Source organism: [Borrelia] tanukii (genome assembly GCF_030439725.2).
In the GTDB taxonomy this organism is placed as follows: Bacteria; Spirochaetota; Spirochaetia; order Borreliales; family Borreliaceae; genus Borreliella; species Borreliella tanukii.
The window spans coordinates 661,254-678,646 of sequence record NZ_CP124034.1; the positions used below are offsets into that span (position 1 = coordinate 661,254).

The 17,393-nt window shown below is 25.8% G+C and carries 10 protein-coding genes and 1 tRNA gene; 4 read left to right on the forward strand and 7 right to left on the reverse strand.

Going from position 1 to position 17,393, the window contains the following annotated elements; genetic code table 11:
* The first annotated feature begins 19 nt into the window (after positions 1–19).
* On the forward strand, positions 20–943 hold the full coding sequence (gene pfkB / locus QIA27_RS03695) for a 1-phosphofructokinase (protein ID WP_301403622.1): 924 nt from the start codon (positions 20–22) through the stop codon (positions 941–943).
* A gap of 75 nt (positions 944–1,018) precedes the next feature.
* Here the strand turns inward: pfkB and QIA27_RS03700 are convergent, their stop codons facing one another.
* From QIA27_RS03700 to QIA27_RS03725, 6 genes are all read right to left on the reverse strand, one after another.
* Positions 1,019–1,324, reverse strand: a complete 306-nt coding sequence (locus QIA27_RS03700) for a hypothetical protein (RefSeq protein ID WP_301403623.1) — start codon at positions 1,322–1,324, stop codon at positions 1,019–1,021.
* 159 nt (positions 1,325–1,483) lie between these two features.
* Positions 1,484–1,557, reverse strand: a tRNA-Asp gene (locus tag QIA27_RS03705).
* Between the two features lie 38 nt (positions 1,558–1,595).
* Positions 1,596–3,425 carry an exodeoxyribonuclease V subunit alpha gene (gene recD / locus QIA27_RS03710; RefSeq protein WP_301403624.1) on the reverse strand — a complete coding sequence of 610 codons (1,830 nt, stop codon included), beginning with the start codon at positions 3,423–3,425 and terminating at the stop codon, positions 1,596–1,598.
* The gene (recB, locus tag QIA27_RS03715) at positions 3,422–6,931 is read right to left on the reverse strand and encodes an exodeoxyribonuclease V subunit beta (RefSeq protein WP_301403625.1); all 3,510 of its coding nucleotides are present in this window, start codon (positions 6,929–6,931) and stop codon (positions 3,422–3,424) included. The genes recD and recB overlap by 4 nt, the downstream gene beginning before the upstream one ends.
* 5 nt (positions 6,932–6,936) lie before the next feature.
* A complete protein-coding gene (locus tag QIA27_RS03720; protein ID WP_301403626.1) occupies positions 6,937–10,176 on the reverse strand; it encodes a PD-(D/E)XK nuclease family protein in 3,240 nt (1,079 codons plus the stop codon).
* Positions 10,177–10,179: 3 nt separating this feature from the next.
* Positions 10,180–11,625: a nicotinate phosphoribosyltransferase gene (locus QIA27_RS03725; protein WP_301353965.1), complete on the reverse strand. Its 1,446-nt coding sequence runs from the start codon at positions 11,623–11,625 to the stop codon at positions 10,180–10,182.
* Positions 11,626–11,757: 132 nt separating this feature from the next.
* On the opposite strand from QIA27_RS03725, the gene zwf reads away from it, so the two are divergent.
* From zwf to QIA27_RS03740, 3 genes are all read left to right on the forward strand, one after another.
* Positions 11,758–13,194, forward strand: coding sequence for a glucose-6-phosphate dehydrogenase (gene zwf / locus QIA27_RS03730; RefSeq protein WP_301386479.1), 1,437 nt, complete (start codon positions 11,758–11,760; stop codon positions 13,192–13,194).
* Between the two features lie 302 nt (positions 13,195–13,496).
* The gene (locus QIA27_RS03735) at positions 13,497–14,840 is read left to right on the forward strand and encodes a Na+/H+ antiporter NhaC family protein (protein WP_301386480.1); all 1,344 of its coding nucleotides are present in this window, start codon (positions 13,497–13,499) and stop codon (positions 14,838–14,840) included.
* 99 nt (positions 14,841–14,939) lie between these two features.
* Positions 14,940–16,295, forward strand: a complete 1,356-nt coding sequence (locus QIA27_RS03740) for a Na+/H+ antiporter NhaC family protein (protein WP_301353971.1) — start codon at positions 14,940–14,942, stop codon at positions 16,293–16,295.
* A 47-nt stretch (positions 16,296–16,342) separates the two neighbouring features.
* Here QIA27_RS03740 and QIA27_RS03745 read toward each other — a convergent pair whose 3' ends face one another.
* Positions 16,343–17,389, reverse strand: coding sequence for an ABC transporter substrate-binding protein (locus tag QIA27_RS03745; RefSeq protein WP_301403627.1), 1,047 nt, complete (start codon positions 17,387–17,389; stop codon positions 16,343–16,345).
* Positions 17,390–17,393: the final 4 nt, after the last annotated feature.

The window sequence follows — 17,393 nt, forward strand, 5'->3', positions numbered from 1 at the left end:
TCAATTAAAGGAGATTATCTTGATATATACTCTAACACTTAATCCTTCTGTGGATTATAAAATAGTTTTAAAAGAATTTAAGGAAGAAAGTCTTAATTATGCTTTGAATAACAATTTCTTTGCTGGTGGTAAGGGAATAAATGTAAGTACTGTTCTTGAAAATTTGGGAAAGTCTAGTACGGCTCTTGGATTTTTGGGAGGTTTTACGGGTGATTATATAAAATTTTCTCTTGATTCTAAGGGTATAAAAAACGATTTTATTAAAATAAAATATGATACAAGATTAAATATTAAAATGATAGCAAATGGCAGAGAAACAGAAATTAATGCCAATTCTCCAGATATTTCTGAGGATGAATTTGAACTTTTAAAAAATAAGCTTAAAGGTTTAGCAAATAATAGTATATTGGTGATGTCAGGAAGCGTTCCTAAAGCTCTTGGTGAGAATGCATACAATGAAATATCTAATATCATTTCTAATGATATTAAGCTTATCATTGATACTAGTGGCAAACCTTTAAAAAAAATTCTTCAATTAAATCCCTTTTTAATAAAGCCTAATATCTATGAACTTGAGGATCTTTTTAATTCTAAATTTAATTCTACAAAAGAATTGATTAAAATTGGAAAAAATCTTGTGGAAAGTGGGGTTCAAAATATTATAATTTCTATGGGAAGTGACGGAGCTATTTTTATTGGCAGCAACAATGTTGCTTTTAGAGCCTTTGTTCCAAAGATTAGCCCTATTAGCACTATTGGGGCAGGAGATTCTGTGATTGCAGGATTTGTGTATGCTTTTGATAATAAAAATACTTTGGAAGATTCATTTAAATTTGGTGTTGCAGCCGGTACAGCTACAGCATTAAAAGGCAGTCTTTGTGAATTTCAAGATGTTGAAAAGATGCTTTGTGAGATTAGGATTGAGGACATTTGTATTTCTTAATCTTTTAAATGGAGTTAAAAATTTGATTTTAAAACTTTACTGTAGCTTTTAAAAAAGCTACAGTAGTTAGTTTGCTTAAATTTTTAATTTATACAATTTATTTGTTGTTAGAGCTAATCCTATAACTGCTAACAATGCAAGCATAGCTATGCCCGCAAATGAGCCTGTTGTATTTGATTGAGTGATTTTTGCAGCGATTTCTGTACCTTTCTCATCGCAAACACAGTTAACATATCCACATATTGGACAAATCTCTTCTACTCCAAATTGGCTTAAGTTTTTATTTGGAAATATATTTCCTGTTTTTGTGTTGGTTTGTGCGAAAACAGCTGTTGAAATCAATAGTAAAGTAGCAAAAAATAAGTATTTTTTTAGATTCATTTTATATTCTCCTTTCCTTATAAGGTTTATTTTTTTGAATTACTTAAATTACAGCTTTTGAATTAAACATTTGTAATTCTTTATTACTCAAAACTCACCAGAGTGTTAACAAATTCCCTAAGAAAAGTTGTTGATATAATAAAACATAAAAGCTGCTATCGGGAGCGACGGGTCTCGAACCCGCGACCTCCTGCGTGACAGGCAGGCGTTCTAACCATCTGAACTACGCCCCCAAAGTAATTCTTGTTAAAAGATTATAGTTGTTTTTAATTTATTTGTCAATTTCTTTAAATGAGTTTAAGTGTTCTAGTATTTTTGAGTCTCTTTCACTAGATTTTTTGCTTAGCTTAAGAATAGTCTCTTTATTAGAAATTATTTCTAAGCTATCTTTAGCTCTTGTTATTGCTGTATACATAAGTTCTTTTGTCAAAAAAGGATTATTTTCCAATATTACTTTTATATGTTTGTATTCAGATCCTTGGCTTTTGTGTATTGTTGTAGCAAAGCTGAATTCATAATTTGTTAGTAAATCTAAATTTATTTTTTTATATTTTTCCTCTTTTCTTTGGAATAAAGCATAAAATTTAGAATTTTCAGTAAAAATGATGCCTCTTTCTCCATTAAATAATTTATTTTTATAGTCAGTTTTAGTTATCATTATTATTTGACCAGTATAGTTTCCATAGGTTTTTTTTAGATAAGTTTTTATTATTTCATTTAGTGTTTTAGTTCCAAATTTCCCAAAATTTTTTGAACTTAAAATTATATTTTCAAGTAAAGTTTCAAGTATTGTTTCGATTTTTGATTCTTGTAGTAATTTAAGATCAAAGGTGGGTATTTTTTCATATAAATTGTTTATATATTCTATTAGATCTTTTTTTAAGTTTATTTTTTCGATTTCTTTTAATTGAATGTTTTTATTGTTATTAATATATTTGCAAATCAAACTGCTATCTTCTTTGTATATGGCTTTTGAGAGCAAGTTTATTTCTTTATTGCTTCTGAAATTTTCTTTAAGATCTTCTACATTGTCGATATTTATTTTTTTTATTCCTAAAAGACTTGAATACACATTTCCTTCATTTACCGATGGGAGTTGATTTTTATCTCCTACCATTATTAATTTAGTGGTCATTGGTGTTGCTTTTAATAGCTTTAAAAAAGTATATGCATCTACCATTGAAGCTTCGTCAATTATTATTACGTCAAAATTTAGTTGGTTTTCTTCATCATATAGATTTTTTTTGTTTATAAATTTGATTCCCAATAATTTTTGGATTGTGTTGCATTCTATTTCTAAATTTTTGAATGAATAGTTGATACTTGTTTGTAATCTTAAGCTTGCTTTTCCTGTAGGTGCTGTAATTGCGACTAATTTTTTTTTATTGTTTAATGTTTTATTGATTGCCTTTAAGATATAGTTAATAGTTGTAGTTTTGCCTGTTCCAGGGCCTCCGCTTAATAGAAAAAAATTGCTTTTTAATGCCTTTTTTACTGATGTAATTTGCTCTTTATTTAAATTTTTGGTGTTCAAATTTGATATTATATTTTGTATTTCGTTGTCATTTAATTCACTTTTATGGTTTTCTAATCTTTTTATAATTTGTTTTATTAGCTCTTCTTCTTCTCTATAGTTTTTTTGAGTATAAATGTAGATATTGTTTTCTAGAATTAGGGGAGTTGTAATTTTAAGCTTATTAAATTCCATTAGTATGTTACTTTTCTTTAAAAGTGAGATTATATTTTGAATAGTTTCTAGATTTCCAAATGTTTCTAAATCTTTTAACATTTTTATTAATTTGTTATAACCTTTATTAGTTTTTTCTAAGTTGTCTTTTGCGAATGTTATTGTATTTTGAATATCTTTTGCTAATAGATTTATATCAGCTCTTAAGTGGCCTTTGTCAAAGTAGTTAAATAAAAATATTAAAAATATTACAATATCTTCATTGTTTATTGACCCCGCAAGTGTGTGTGCTTTATAGCAATTTTTTTTATTGATATTTAAAAGCTCAATTATTTCATAAAGCTTAAGCTCAGGAGTTAAGAATTTTTTGTTTTTATTTTTTAAAAATTCTCTTAATACTAAAAAATCTCTCATGAGTGCCTTTTTATACTTAATTCTGAAATGATTTTATCTAAATCCACGTCATTAAATTTTGGAAGATCAAAATAAATACCATTTTCAGATATTGATTGCAAGCATTCAATATTGTCTTTAAATGCTCTTGTAAAAATATATATTATTCCACCAAATTTTTGATTATATTCTCTTTTGTTTTTAAATAATATTTTTTTTATGCCAAGTGCATATATTTTATATTGCAAATCATAATATTCTTTTTTTATTATATTTTTTAAATTTGCTATATTATAATCATCTTTATCTTTTCCAAGATAGTTTGTTTTGTAATCTAGAATATATATTTTATTATTAGCTTTAAATATGAGATCTACTATTCCTTTTAAATATCCATCACGGAGTTTTATGTGAAGATCTTCAAAGTGGTTGTCAAAAAGATGTTTTTGTTTTTGGAATTTAGGATTTATTTTGATTAAAAATTCCATTTCTTTTTGCAATTCTTCAATGTCACACAGACGAGTATTAATTGCTTTTATATTATAAGTTAGTATATTATAAATCATTTTAGTTAATGAATTTTGTATTTCTATTGTATTGAGATTTGAATTAATTTTTTGTATTTGTTTTTCAATAATTTCAATGTTATTTTTTTTAAAATTATCAAATGTATCTTTTGCTGTACTAAAGATTATTTTCTCCATTGCGGCATGCAAAATATTGCCACTATCTTTTCCTTTAGGTAGAGCCTCTTCTAATGTAGGGTCGTAATCAAGATCTGTTTCTTTTTCATAGTTAATATTTTTAAAATCATAGTTTTCGTAAAATGTAGTATGATGAGCTTGTGCTGTTAGACTTGAAAAACTAGATGTATATTCTTTTTTAAACATGTTTTTAATTACTGGTTTTGGTGGAACTAATTTCGTATTTACATTTGCATTGTTCTTTTTTTTATTAAATCTTTTTTGGTTAATAAATTCATATATGTTAAAGTCATGTTTGATACCATCGATAGTAAAAATTTTTGCTATTTCTAATAATTTGCTAGTTATGCTATTTGTTTTTGTAATAAAAAGGGCAAATTTGGCTCTTGTTGCCCCTACATAAAATATATTTTTTTCTTCACTTAGTATTTTTAGTCTTGCATATTTTTTGTTTTCTTCTAATTTAAAAAAATCATATTCAATTTTTCCGTCTTGATAAAATTTGTAAAAATGATTTTTTCTTGAAAAAATATTACTATTTTCTATTGGAGATGTATTTATTAAAAATACGATATTCATGGTAAGCCCTTTTGATTTATGTATTGTCATTAGCTCTATAGATTCATCATCATTAGTTATATTATTAGGTCTTTCTTCTATTTCTTCGGGTTCTTCGTTTATTATTAGACTTTCTAAAGTAGAGATTAGAGATTGTATGTTTTGTTCTTTATGATATATTTTAGAGATGATCTCAAGTGTTGTTTCATAGGTTTTTAAATTTTCAAGTTTACCTTCTTTAATAAGAAGGCCTTTGTAATGTATTCTATTTTTTGCCCATTCAATAATTTTTTGATCTTTAGTGCTATCGGCAATTTTGATCCACAAGCTTTTTTCGAATGTGATTTTGTTGATTGCATTTATTAATGTTATTTCATTTTTTTCAAGCAAAACTGTTACATTTTCAATAAATTCTTCTATAAGGTGAATTTTGTCCTGTTTTATTAAAATTCTTTGTAAATTCCATGGTACGTTTAATATTTTACTGTTTAGAATATAATTTAAGCTTTTAAAACTTTGTTTTCGGTCTAAGCACTTAAGAATATAGAAAATCTCGCTAAATTCTTTGGTTTTTAAAAATTGTTCTTGGGTTTTGTTTGTTTGGATTTGCTCTTTTTTTAATGCTTTATCAATTAAATTGATTTCATTTTTCCCTCTACAAAGTACTTTAATGTCTTGCATTTTAATATCTCTAATCTTGTTGTTCTCAGCAATTTTTCCATATGCAAGTAAATATTTTATTGTTAATGCTGTTTTTTGGTAAATGTCTTCTTCGTTTTCGGAATTTGCGGTTATTATATTGATTCCTTCTATTTCTTCTTCATTAATTAAAATGTTATTATTGTCATTTTTTTGATTTGGAATTGAATTGGTAAATTCAATTTTTTCAATTTCATCGGTTATTGCATTATTGTATATATTATTAAAAATTTTATTTAACGGCCCAATGAGCTTTTTACTTGATCTGTGATTTGTTTTTAGTACAATTCTGGCATCTGTGCTAATTTTATTTTTTATTTCTTTATTATAAAAAGAAATGTCTGCTTTTCTAAAAGAATATATTATCTGTTTGGGATCGGCTATAAATATCAGTTTTATTCCCGCTGTTTTTAATATTTTAAATATCTCGATTTGAGTTAAGCTTAAGTCTTGTGCCTCATCAATTAAAATGATTTTGTATCGATTTTTGATTGCGTTTAGAAGCTTTTTGTCTTCTGATTTTAAGTAATTTTTTAAATTTGAAATTATGTAATTTTGATCTATTGAGTTTGTTGATTTAATAATTTTCTCTAGTTCTTTTTCTATATACTTTAGTATTTTGTATTCAACTTTTAAAATAACATATTGCTTTAAATTATTTCTATTTTTATTTCTATTGTCTTCTGACTTATATTTTTCATGTTTAATATTAATTCCTAAGTAGATTAAATCATTTTTAATTTTAAGTTCTTTGGGCAATAATTTAGTATTTTTTTTGATTTCTTTTTCTATTAAAGTTGAAAAAAATTTATTTTTTAATAATGTTTCTGCTATTTTGAATATGTCGTTTTCTTTAGAGTATTCTATTTCAAGTTTGCCAGTTTGAATGTGCTTATTATAAAAACTCAATATTTCATCTGTTGTCATTTTGTCTAAGTCTTCTATTATTTTGTTGTAATCTTTTATCAATTCTTCCTTTTTAAGAAGAACGTTTTCGAATGTTGTTTGGGCTTTAAGCCAATCTTCAAGTTCTTTAGTTGTATCTCTTTCGTAAGCTTTTTTTATTTTTAAAACAATTTCTTCTGTTTTTTTAGCATCAGATTTAAATACTTTAAGTTCATAGTCTTTAATATCAAGAGCTTGAGCCAAGCTATCTGATTTTCTTAAAAAGTCATAAACTATTTCATCTATTTCTTTTGAAAATTTTTCTTTAGGTTTATATTTTGAATAATTTTCTGTTTCAATTTGAAAATTATTTAAGGCATGTAATGCGAATTTATTGATTGTTGATATAAAGAGTTTTTTTGATTGCTCGTAAGCTTCTTTTAAAATTTCATTTGTTTTTGAGTTAAAATAAGCATTTTCTATTGCCTTTAGTATTCTTGTGTGCATTTCTTCTGTGGCTTTTTTTGTAAAAGTTAATACCAAAATTTCATTTATGGAATATAGTTTGTTTTGCATTAACTTTATAACCACATTTTCAAGTATGTGAGTTTTTCCAGTTCCTGCTGATGCTTCTATTAATATTGTTGTATTATTTTGAATTTTTTCTAGGGTTTTGTCCATAAATTTTAATTTTTTGTCCTTGCGAATTTAATGTAAAATTTTTCTATCAATGTTAATAAATTTTCGTTTAGCTTGAAATCATGAGTGCCTTTAAATCTGTTATAGTAATCACAGAGTGTTATTTCACTAGTTTTTAAGAATCTCTCGTGCGCCTTGCTTGTGAAATAAGCTTTGGAAGGGTTTTTTATTTGCATTTTTATTAAATTCTTAAAACAATTTGAAAAATTATTTTGATTTGTTTTTGCTAAAATTTTAATTATAAGGCTTTGGTAAATTGGAGTTGGATAGCTTGATATATATGCAAATTGCATAAGCATATTTTCAATGTCATCAATTATTATTTCTTTGTGGTGATAACAAATAGTTGTTTTTGCAGATAAGTTTTCAAGATCAATTTTTATTTCTGTTAATGAATTGAAATTTTGTATTTCTTTTTTTATTAGCAGTCCTGTTATGTATAGATCTATTTCATTTTTTATTTTATCTGGTATGCTGCAATAGTCTTTTTTTACAAAATTTAAATAAAAATAATCGTTTTCGATTTTATATACATTTTCAATATCTTTTTTTAATTCAAATTCTATATTTTTTTTTTGAAAATTTAGTTTTATTGTTTGACAAAATTTAATTTTAGTTTTTATCATTATTGAAAGCTCTTTTAAGCTTTTAGTAGCATTATATTTTAATTTATTAATTTTTTTGAAGATATCATTCACAGTCGTTTTTTGATCTATGTTGAAAGGAATATTTCCTTGTTGTATTTCATGTCTAATATGGTTTTTAATAATTTCTACTACTTTACTTTCATCATCTTTTTTTCCCATTATGTATTCATGTAGTAGTGTTGAATTTTTTATAAGCCCGTAAATAATCTCAATAGCACTAAAAATTTGTTCTTCTTGTTTTTCTTTGATTTCATTTTCTAATCTTATGTCTTGTATTTTAACATTTAAAGTTTTTTCATAAAAATGTTTGTAAGGATTAGAAAGAGCGCTTTTTAATTCATATAAATTTAACTTAATTGGGCTTTCTAGTTGAATTTTATTTTGTTTAAACTTAATTGGTTTAGAATTTTGTAGTATTTTTGCGATATTAAAGGCTTCTAAATCATAGTTTATTAAATAATTCTCTTTTGCATTTTTAAAATATGCTAGATCATGATTTTCATTTGGATGCTTTTCTATTTGAAAATTTTTTTCATACTTTTGTATGTGATCAAGTATTTTGTTTATTGTTTTTGATGTATTAATTTCTGGGTTTACATTGTCTTGAAATGAGTAGTAAATGTAAAATTTTTCTGATGTTGCAAAAATTAAATTAAAAAGAGTAGTAATTGCTTCTTTTTCGGTGTTCTCATGTTCATAGTATTCATTTAACAAATTCATATTATCATAATTTATTTTAGAGTTAAATTTTTGAAATCCCAAAAAATGAATTTCTTTTTTTTGAAGATATTCTATTTCTTTGTAATTGGCAATCAATATTCCATTTTTTTTATACATTACTCCATATTTTTCTTTTTCAAGACTTTCTTCAAGCATAATCTTAAAAAGATAAAATTCAATTTTTATTTCATTAATTTCTTTTAAATAGTTTTTGTAAAGATTGTCATTTAAATCTTTGGGGAAATTTTTAAAGGATTTTATTTTATTTTGTAAGTATTCATCAGTTATATTAAATTCTTCAAGATCAATATATTTTTGAATAAAAATTTCTATTATTTCTGCCCATTCATATACTTTATATGCTTTATTTTTAAAAAAGTTTATATCTTCGTATAAACTTTTTACTATTGTTATAAGTTTTATTATTGATTCTTGATCTTGAAATCTTGTATTTTCTTTTTGAATTTCTCCTTCGTATTTTTCGTCAAATATTTCAGACATTAAGAATCGATTAAATCCGTCTTCCCACGAGTTTAAAAAGTTTTGATCATACTTTAGATTTTCCTTGTGAGTGTTGTTTATGCCAAAGCTAATGTTCATTGCGTCGCTAAATTCTATTAAATAGTTTAATTCAGATGTTGATATGTTAAATTTTTTCATTACTTTATTGCTACTTAGTAGGTTAAATACTTCTTTTCTGCTGAAATTGCTAATTGTTCCGTTTTTTGATATAAAAAGATCCATTAATCTTTTTAAGGCTATTATACTTTCTCCTCTTGACAAATTGTTGTAGTATAAAACACTATACTCAATTTCATATTTATTTAGGCATTCTTCTATATATGGCAAATATTCATTAAATTTTTCTTGCAAACAAGTTATTGCTATTTCGCTTAATTTCAAATTATTTTTTTGCATTGAGTGTACTATTTGATTTACCAAAATTTCTACTTCACGTTTTTGATTTTTAGCTTCTATTATTTTAAAGCTATCGTCTAATTTTGAAAGTGGAGTTTGTGCTACAATGTTGTTTTTAATGCTTGTTAAGAAATTTTCACCTTTAAATAATTCAATATCTACTTTTTCTAAAGCTTGATATTTTGTTGTGTTGATTTTTCCTGTTGTTAGCAATAATTCTTTAACAAAAGTAGATTTATAGTTGAGCAAATCTTCAAAAATTAACACATGTACTTCAAAATCAAAAATTTTTTCTAAAGAATTAAGAATTTTTTTTTCAATCTCTCTATTATTGCCAATAAATATTATTTTTTTAATTTCAATAGCAATATTTTTTGTTGGTTTTTCCTGAATTATTTTTTTATTTAAGTTTAAAATATTTTTTTGCTTTTCAAAAAGCTTTTTAAATATTTCTTTTTGCATATTCTCGTAGGGTTTTAAATTTTCTTCTTGGAATAAAAATTCATTGTCTTCCCAAGTTTCAATTAATTTTGAAAATTTTGAGTAATAGCTATGGAATAAATCTATTATTTTTGATGCAAAAAAGTACCTATTCTTTATTGATTTAAAATCTTTTATGTATTTTAGTTTTTCAGTTTTCAATATGTTATATAAAATGAATTTTTCCGTTTCCAAATAAAATGAAAAAGTGTTCTTTTCTATGTATTTTTTTATATTGGGATTTTTTAAAGAAATTTCATATATGCTTTTTATAGCATTTTTTTTAATATTTAGATTATAAGAAATATCATTAAGTCTTGCTATAGTTTTTTTGATTTCTTCTTTTAAAAGATCATTTTTTACTATGATGAGTGTTTCTTTTTTAAAGATATTGTCGTTTTGAGTTAATTCTTTTATTTTTTCGTAAATATTATTTACTTTGTTAGTTTTATATATGTTCATAGATTAATTACTTTTATTGTCTTTTATTAGCTTGTTTTTTAGCTTTCTTAAGTTTTTACTGATACTCACTTTATATATGTGGGGGTTAATTATTCTTCTGTACGTATGCTCAAGATTGCTTAAGTCAAGCTTGGTTTTATTTCTAATATTGTTTAAGCTAGATTCATAGCCTTTGCAAAGTTTATCATTTTCTAAGACAGTCTGAATCAAAAATTCAAAATCGTCATATTGTTTGATGATTTTGGAAACGTTATCTTGTATTGGATGAAAAATGGTTAATTCTTTTTTTGAATTTAGGTGATCTTTGATTTTATCTTTTTCTTCTTTTAAAAATATAAAATCAAAGATCATTTGACCATTTAAATAGATTCTTGCAACTTCTTTTTGGGCAGGTAACGTTGATTTTTCTGTGTTATTTGATATTTTTATTTTTGGTATAAATTCTCCATTTTTTTCTATAGAGATCATTTTGTATACTCCTGAAAGATTTGGATCTCCTTTTGCTGTAACTAGATTTGTTCCAACGCCCCAAATATCAATTGGAGCATTTATTGAATTTAAGTACATGATAATATTTTCGTCAAGCTCATTAGACGCAATAATTTTTACGTGATTTAATCCATTTTGATTTAATTCTTTTCTTGCTGCTTTGCTTAGATATTCAAGATCCCCGCTGTCAATTCTTATTGAAAAATTATTTTTTCCTGTTTCTTTTAGTTCCTTAAATATTTTAATAGCATTTTTTAATCCACTGTTAAGCGTGTCGTAAGTGTCGATTAGTAAACTTACTTTGTTTGGATATGTTTTTGCATATTCTCTGAATGCTTGTTCTTCGTTTTCAAAACTCATTACCCAACTATGAGCCATTGTGCCTGTGACTGGTATATTGTATTTATATCCAGCAAGCATATTGCTTGTAAAGTCGGCTCCTCCTATATAGGCGGCTTTGCTGGCAGAGAGTGCTCCATTTATTCCTTGTGCTCTTCTTAGACCAAGTTCTGCTAGAATTTTTGCACCAGACTCTTTTATTCTGGCGGTTTTTGTTGCTATTAAACTTTCAAAGTTTATTATATTTAAGACTAGCCCTTCTATTAATAGTAATTCTATTAGATGTCCCTCAATAACAACTACCGGTGTATAGGGGAAAACCAGACGACCTTCTTCTATTGAGCTTATTTTTATGTTTAATTTGAATTCTTTGAGAAAGTTTAAAAATTGCTCATCCAATATATTTAAACTTTTTAAATATATTAGTTCATTTTCATTGAAGCTAATATTTTTCAATTCATTAATTAATGTATGCATTCCAGCTAAAACAATATAGCCATTTTTAAACGGTGTTTTTCTAAAAAATACCTCAAATTTTGCTTTAGGATTAATACCTTTTGTAAAATAAGCATTCATCATTGAAATTTCATAAAAATCTGTGAATAGTGATAGATTTTTCATTCTCCTTATTATATACTAGTTTTGTTTGTAAAAAAATGATATTTAATTTGAGCTTAATTGTTATTTGTTAATATTTATGAATATATATATGTGTGTAATATATAATAAATTGATCAGATTGGACTAAATTCTATGAAAGAAAAAAGTGTTTCTAATTTCGATATTGTAATTTTTGGAGTTACTGGGAATTTGTCTAGGAAAAAACTTATTCCTTCACTTTTTAATTTGTTTAAAAATAAATGTATTAGCAATTTTAGGGTTATTGGTTTTTCTCGTAAAATTTTTACAGATAAAGAATTTAGACTCTATATTAAAGATTCTTTATGGCAGGAAGAGACCGATTCTTTGATTGAAATTTTTTTAAATTTTTTTATTTATGTATTTGGTGATTTTAATGAAAAGGAGCCTTATGAAAAATTATTTAAATTTTTAGATAAAAACCGAGAAACAGTGTATTATCTTTCGACTTCTCCTACATTTTATGGACCAATAATTAACCATTTGAAAAAATATTCTTTAAGTGAAAGATTGACTTTGTCAAAAATAGTTCTTGAAAAGCCTTTTGGTTCTAGTCTTGAGACAGCAAAAAAATTAAATAGCTTGCTTTATTCTGCTTTTAGAGAAGATCAAATTTATAGGATAGACCACTATTTAGGTAAAGAGACAGTTCAAAATATTTTTACATTTAGATTCGGTAATTCCATTTTTGAAAATGTTTGGAATAATCGTTATGTAGATTTTGTTCAGATTACGGTGGCAGAAGAATTGGGTCTTGATGGGAGAGCTGAGTATTACGATTCTGTTGGAGCTTTAAAGGATATGGTTCAAAATCATATTTTACAATTGTTAAGTCTTGTTGCAATGGAATCTCCTATTAAATTTGATTCTGAGTTTATTCATGATGAGAAGGTTAAAGTTTTAAAAAGTTTAAGAAAAATTAGCAAAGAGGATATTAAGAATTGCATTGTTAAGGGGCAATATATAGGCTCACAAATTCAAGGGGTTTTTAAAAAAGGCTATAGAGATGAAACAGAATCTTTGGTAAATTCAAGTACTGAAACTTATTTAGCTATGAAAGTGTTTATTAATAATTGGCGTTGGTCCGGTGTTCCTTTTTATCTTAGAACTGGCAAAGGGCTTGCTAGGAAATTTTCAGAAATATATATTCAATTTAAAAAACCAAGCTTTACTCTTTTTAGCAATAGTTCTGTTGATTTTTCCAATGCTTTAATATTTAGGATTCAGCCAAGAGATGGAATTGAAATTAAATTCAATACCAAGAAACCTGGATATAATTATGAAATTCAAACTGCTAATATGGAATTTTCATATCATGGTACATATAAAAGATTGTTCGATGAGGCTTATGAGCGTTTATTGTTAGACGCTTTTTTGGGGGATGGCACTTTGTATGCTACAAGTGATGAGATTGAAAGTTCTTGGGAATTTGTTTCAGATATTGCAAATAAATGGGCAGATATTGAAATTTGTAATTATTTTTATGGGTCTGAAGGACCAAAAGAAATAGATTCTATTCTAGAAAAAGATCATTTTTGGCGTAAAATTTAATTTTTCAATCTTTAAAAAGATAAATGAGATAAAAAATTTATGTAATTTATTTCTATTATTTTTATGTATTTTTAATGCTATCCTATTTGTAATTTAACGTCATCATATTTTTATTTCTTGCAACTTAGTAGTAAAGTTTTTGATAAATTTAATTTTTCTTTTCTTTTTAAACAATTTAAGAAAATTAGGGATTTTTACTCTTAAATGGATTACAAGTTTATGCATCGATTAATAATTTGCGTTATCATTAAAAATATAAGTAATCTTTTTTAAAAAACAGTGCTTATATTTAAAGGATGTATATGGAAAATATTGAGGTAAAAGTTCAACCAAGTTTTTTTGGACTTATTCCTTTTTTCGTTTTTATTATTATATATTTAGGCACAGGGATTTATTTGGGGGTTCTTGGCGTAGAGATGGCTTTTTATCAACTGCCAGCTAGCGTTGCAATGTTTTTTGCTTCTATTGTTTGTTTTTTAGGGTTTAAAGGAAAATTTTCCGAAAAAATTCACATATTTATTAAAGGAGCTGCTCAGTACGACATTATACTAATGTGTCTTATTTTTATGCTTTCTGGAGCCTTTTCTTCTCTTTGTAAAGAAATAGGCTGTGTTGAAACTGTAGCAAATTTAGGGATTAAATATATTAGTCCCAATTGGATTGTTTCTGGTATATTTTTTATAACTTGCTTTCTTTCTTTTTCTGCGGGTACTTCTGTTGGATCTATTGTTGCAATTGCTCCTATTGCTTTTAATATTGCCGTTAAAAGTAATATTAATCCCAATTTAATAGCAGCTTCTGTGATGTGTGGAGCTATGTTTGGAGATAATCTTTCTTTAATATCAGATACAACTATTGTTTCTAGTCGAACTCAAGGCAGTAGTATTTTAGATGTTTTTGTTAGTAGCAGTTTTTATGCTTTTCCATCTGCTATATTAACTTTTTTTTCTTTTTTCTTTCTTTCTGGAAATTTGATTAATACTACAAACTTTTTACATGAAAGTTCAATAGATTTTGTAAAAACCGTGCCTTATTTAATAATTATATTTTTTTCTTTGGCTGGGGTGAATGTTTTTTTAGTTCTTTTTTTTGGTATTTTTTCTATATTCCTTATTAGTGTTTTGTATAGTAATTTATACTTTTTAGATGTAATAAAAAGCATTAATAAAGGGTTTTTAAATATGGCGGATTTAATTTTTCTCTCAATTTTAACAGGGGGAGTTTCTTTTATTGTGATTCATAATGGAGGCTTCAAATGGTTGCTTATTAAATTGAAATCTTTGATTAGAGGAAAAAGTTCGGCTGAATTTTCTATTGGTGCTTTTGTTTCAATAGTTGACGTTTTTCTGGCTAATAATACAATTGCCATACTTATTTGCGGCAAAGTAGCAAAAAAGATAGCCCTTGAAAATAACATTAGCTCTCAAAGAAGTGCGTCTATTTTAGATATGTTCTCCTGTATTTTTCAAGGTATTATTCCTTATGGTGCTCAAATGATTATTTTGGTAGGTTTTTCAAATGGGCTTGTGTCGCCAATTAGCGTTTTACCATTTTTAGTTTATTTTGGATTTTTATTGTTTTTTGTTATTTTATCTATTTTGGGAATTGATATAAAAAAAGTTTTTTTATTTTTTTCAAAAAAATAAAAATTTTGAAAATTTTAAGATTTGTATTGTTCAATTTTTATTAATTTTGTTTAGAATAAATTATTTTTAATTGTATTATATGATTTAGGAGGTTTGAAATTGGAAAGAGAAACTAATATAGTTCCAAATTTTTGGGGACTTATGCCTTTTTTCCTTTTTATAGGAATTTATATTGGCACGGGACTTGTTCTTTATTTTAATGGTATAGAAAAGGCATTTTATCAAATGCCCCCCGTATTTGCTATGTTTATTGCTATTGTTTTAACATTTATTATTTTTAGGGGATCTTTTTTAGCGAAAATGAATAAATTTATTGAGGGGTGTGCTCAACGAGATGTTATTTTTATATCTTTAATATTTATGTTATCCGGTGCTTTTTCTGCTGTTTGCAAAGAAATAGGAAGTGTTGAAGCTGTAGTAAATATTGGTCTTAAATATGTTCCATTGAATTTGTTAGTATGTGGCATTTTTTTAATTACTCTTTTTTTGTCTTTTTCTACTGGAAGTTTTATGGGGACTGTTGTTGCTGTTGCTCCTATTGCTTTGGAACTTGCAGATAAGGTAAACATTTCTCTTCCATTGGTTGCTGGGGCTATTCTTAGTGCTGGGGCATTTGGAGACAATATGTCTTTAATATCAGATACTCCTATTATTTCAAGTCATACTCAAAAGGTTAATATTGTTGATGTTTTTAAAAATGGAGCTTTTTATACGTTTCCAGCAGCAATTTTAGCAAGCATTGTTTTTGCATTTTTAGGCTCTTATTATAGCAAGGCTAATAGTTTTATTATTGAGCCTAGTGAGATAAATTTTTTTAAAATTCTTCCATATATTTTTGTTATGGTTGTTGCAATTTCAGGTGTTGATGTATTTTTGGCCTTGTTTTTAGGTATTGTTGTTGCTGGTGGTATTGGAATTTATTACTCAGATATTACTTTTTTATTGCTGGCTAAAAAAATCAATGAAGGATTTTTAGGCTTAGGAGAAATGTTTATTCTTGTTGTTTTTACGGGCGGAATTTCTTATATGGCGATTAAGTATGGAGGGTTTGATTGGTTACTTTTAAAATTGCAAAAAATGTCAAGGTCTAAAAGAACTTCGGAGTTTGTAATTGTGTTTTTAGTTGGCATTTTGACTGCGTTTCTTGCAAATAATGGACTTGCTATTTTAATGAGCGGTTCTGTTGTAAGATCAATAACTAAGGAGAATAATTTAAACTCAAAACGTATTGCGGCTTTACTTTGTATGTCTTCGTGCTTTTTTTTAAGCATTTTGCCTCATAGTATGCATGTTATAGCTCTTATAGATTTTACAAAAGGTAAGCTTTCTCCTTTTGACATTTTCCCATTTTTAATTTATCAAGGATTTTTAATCTTATTGATTGCTTTGTCTATAATTGGACTTGATATAAGATTGATATTTAGATCTTTTTTAAATAATAGACAAAAAACTTAAAAACTTTCATTTCGAAAGCTTTTAAGGTGTTTTTTGCATTTAAATATTTAGGAAGATAGATTCAAATATATTTTGAGCATTTCCTCTTTTATTTTTTTAGGTATTTTTTTAAAAATTTCAAATTTGGAAAAATCTTTTGGTAGAAATTTTTCTTCTAAATATAATTTCATTTCGGGATTATTTTTTGCTTCTTCTTCTATTCTTTTTATTACATTTTTATTTGGAGAATTGTATCTAGTTTCTTTGAAATTTTTATAAGATGGTTCATTGTCGTATAGAAAGTTTATAAATTTGTAAGCCAAGTCTTTATTTGGAGCATCAATAGGAATTACAAATGCGTCTATCCATAGATTGGTGTTTTTTGGCGCATAAAAATCTAAGTTTTTATCTTTTAGGATAGCGCTTTGTGCTTCACCACTCCATGTAAGTTGAATAGATGCTTCTCCATTTAGCATTAATGATTTTGCAGGCACATCTGAGAAATATCCGATTAATAGTGGATTTTGGATTTTTAAAAGTTCGCCAGCTTCTTTGATTTTGTCTATATCATGTTCATTTATTGAGTATCCAAGTTTTTTTAGAGCAACTCCAATATTGTCTTTAGGGGAATCTAGCATTGTAATCTCTTTTTTATATTTTTCATTAAATAGTATGTCAAAACCTTGCATGTCATTTAAATCTATTTTATTTTTATTGTAAAGTATGCCCATTAATCCCCAATAAGCTGGTACTGAGTAAAGATTGCCAGGATCATGTTCTAGGTTTGTGAGATTTTGAGAAATATTTTTTGTTACATTTGGTAATTTTGAGTAATCTAATTTTGTAATTTTACCGTCATCGATTAATTCTTGGATTAAATATTCTGATGGGACTATTATATCGTAGTAGTTCTTTGTGGTGTTAAATTTAGCTATCATTTCTTCATTGTTATGAAAGACTTCATAATTAATTTTTATATTATTTTCCTTTTCGAATTGATCTAATAAAGTTTCGTCAATATATTCTGCCCAGTTAAATACGTTTAAAGTTATTGTGTCTTTTTTAGTACAAGCAAGGGTTGTAAGAATTGTTATTAATATAAAAATTTTTTTCATAAGT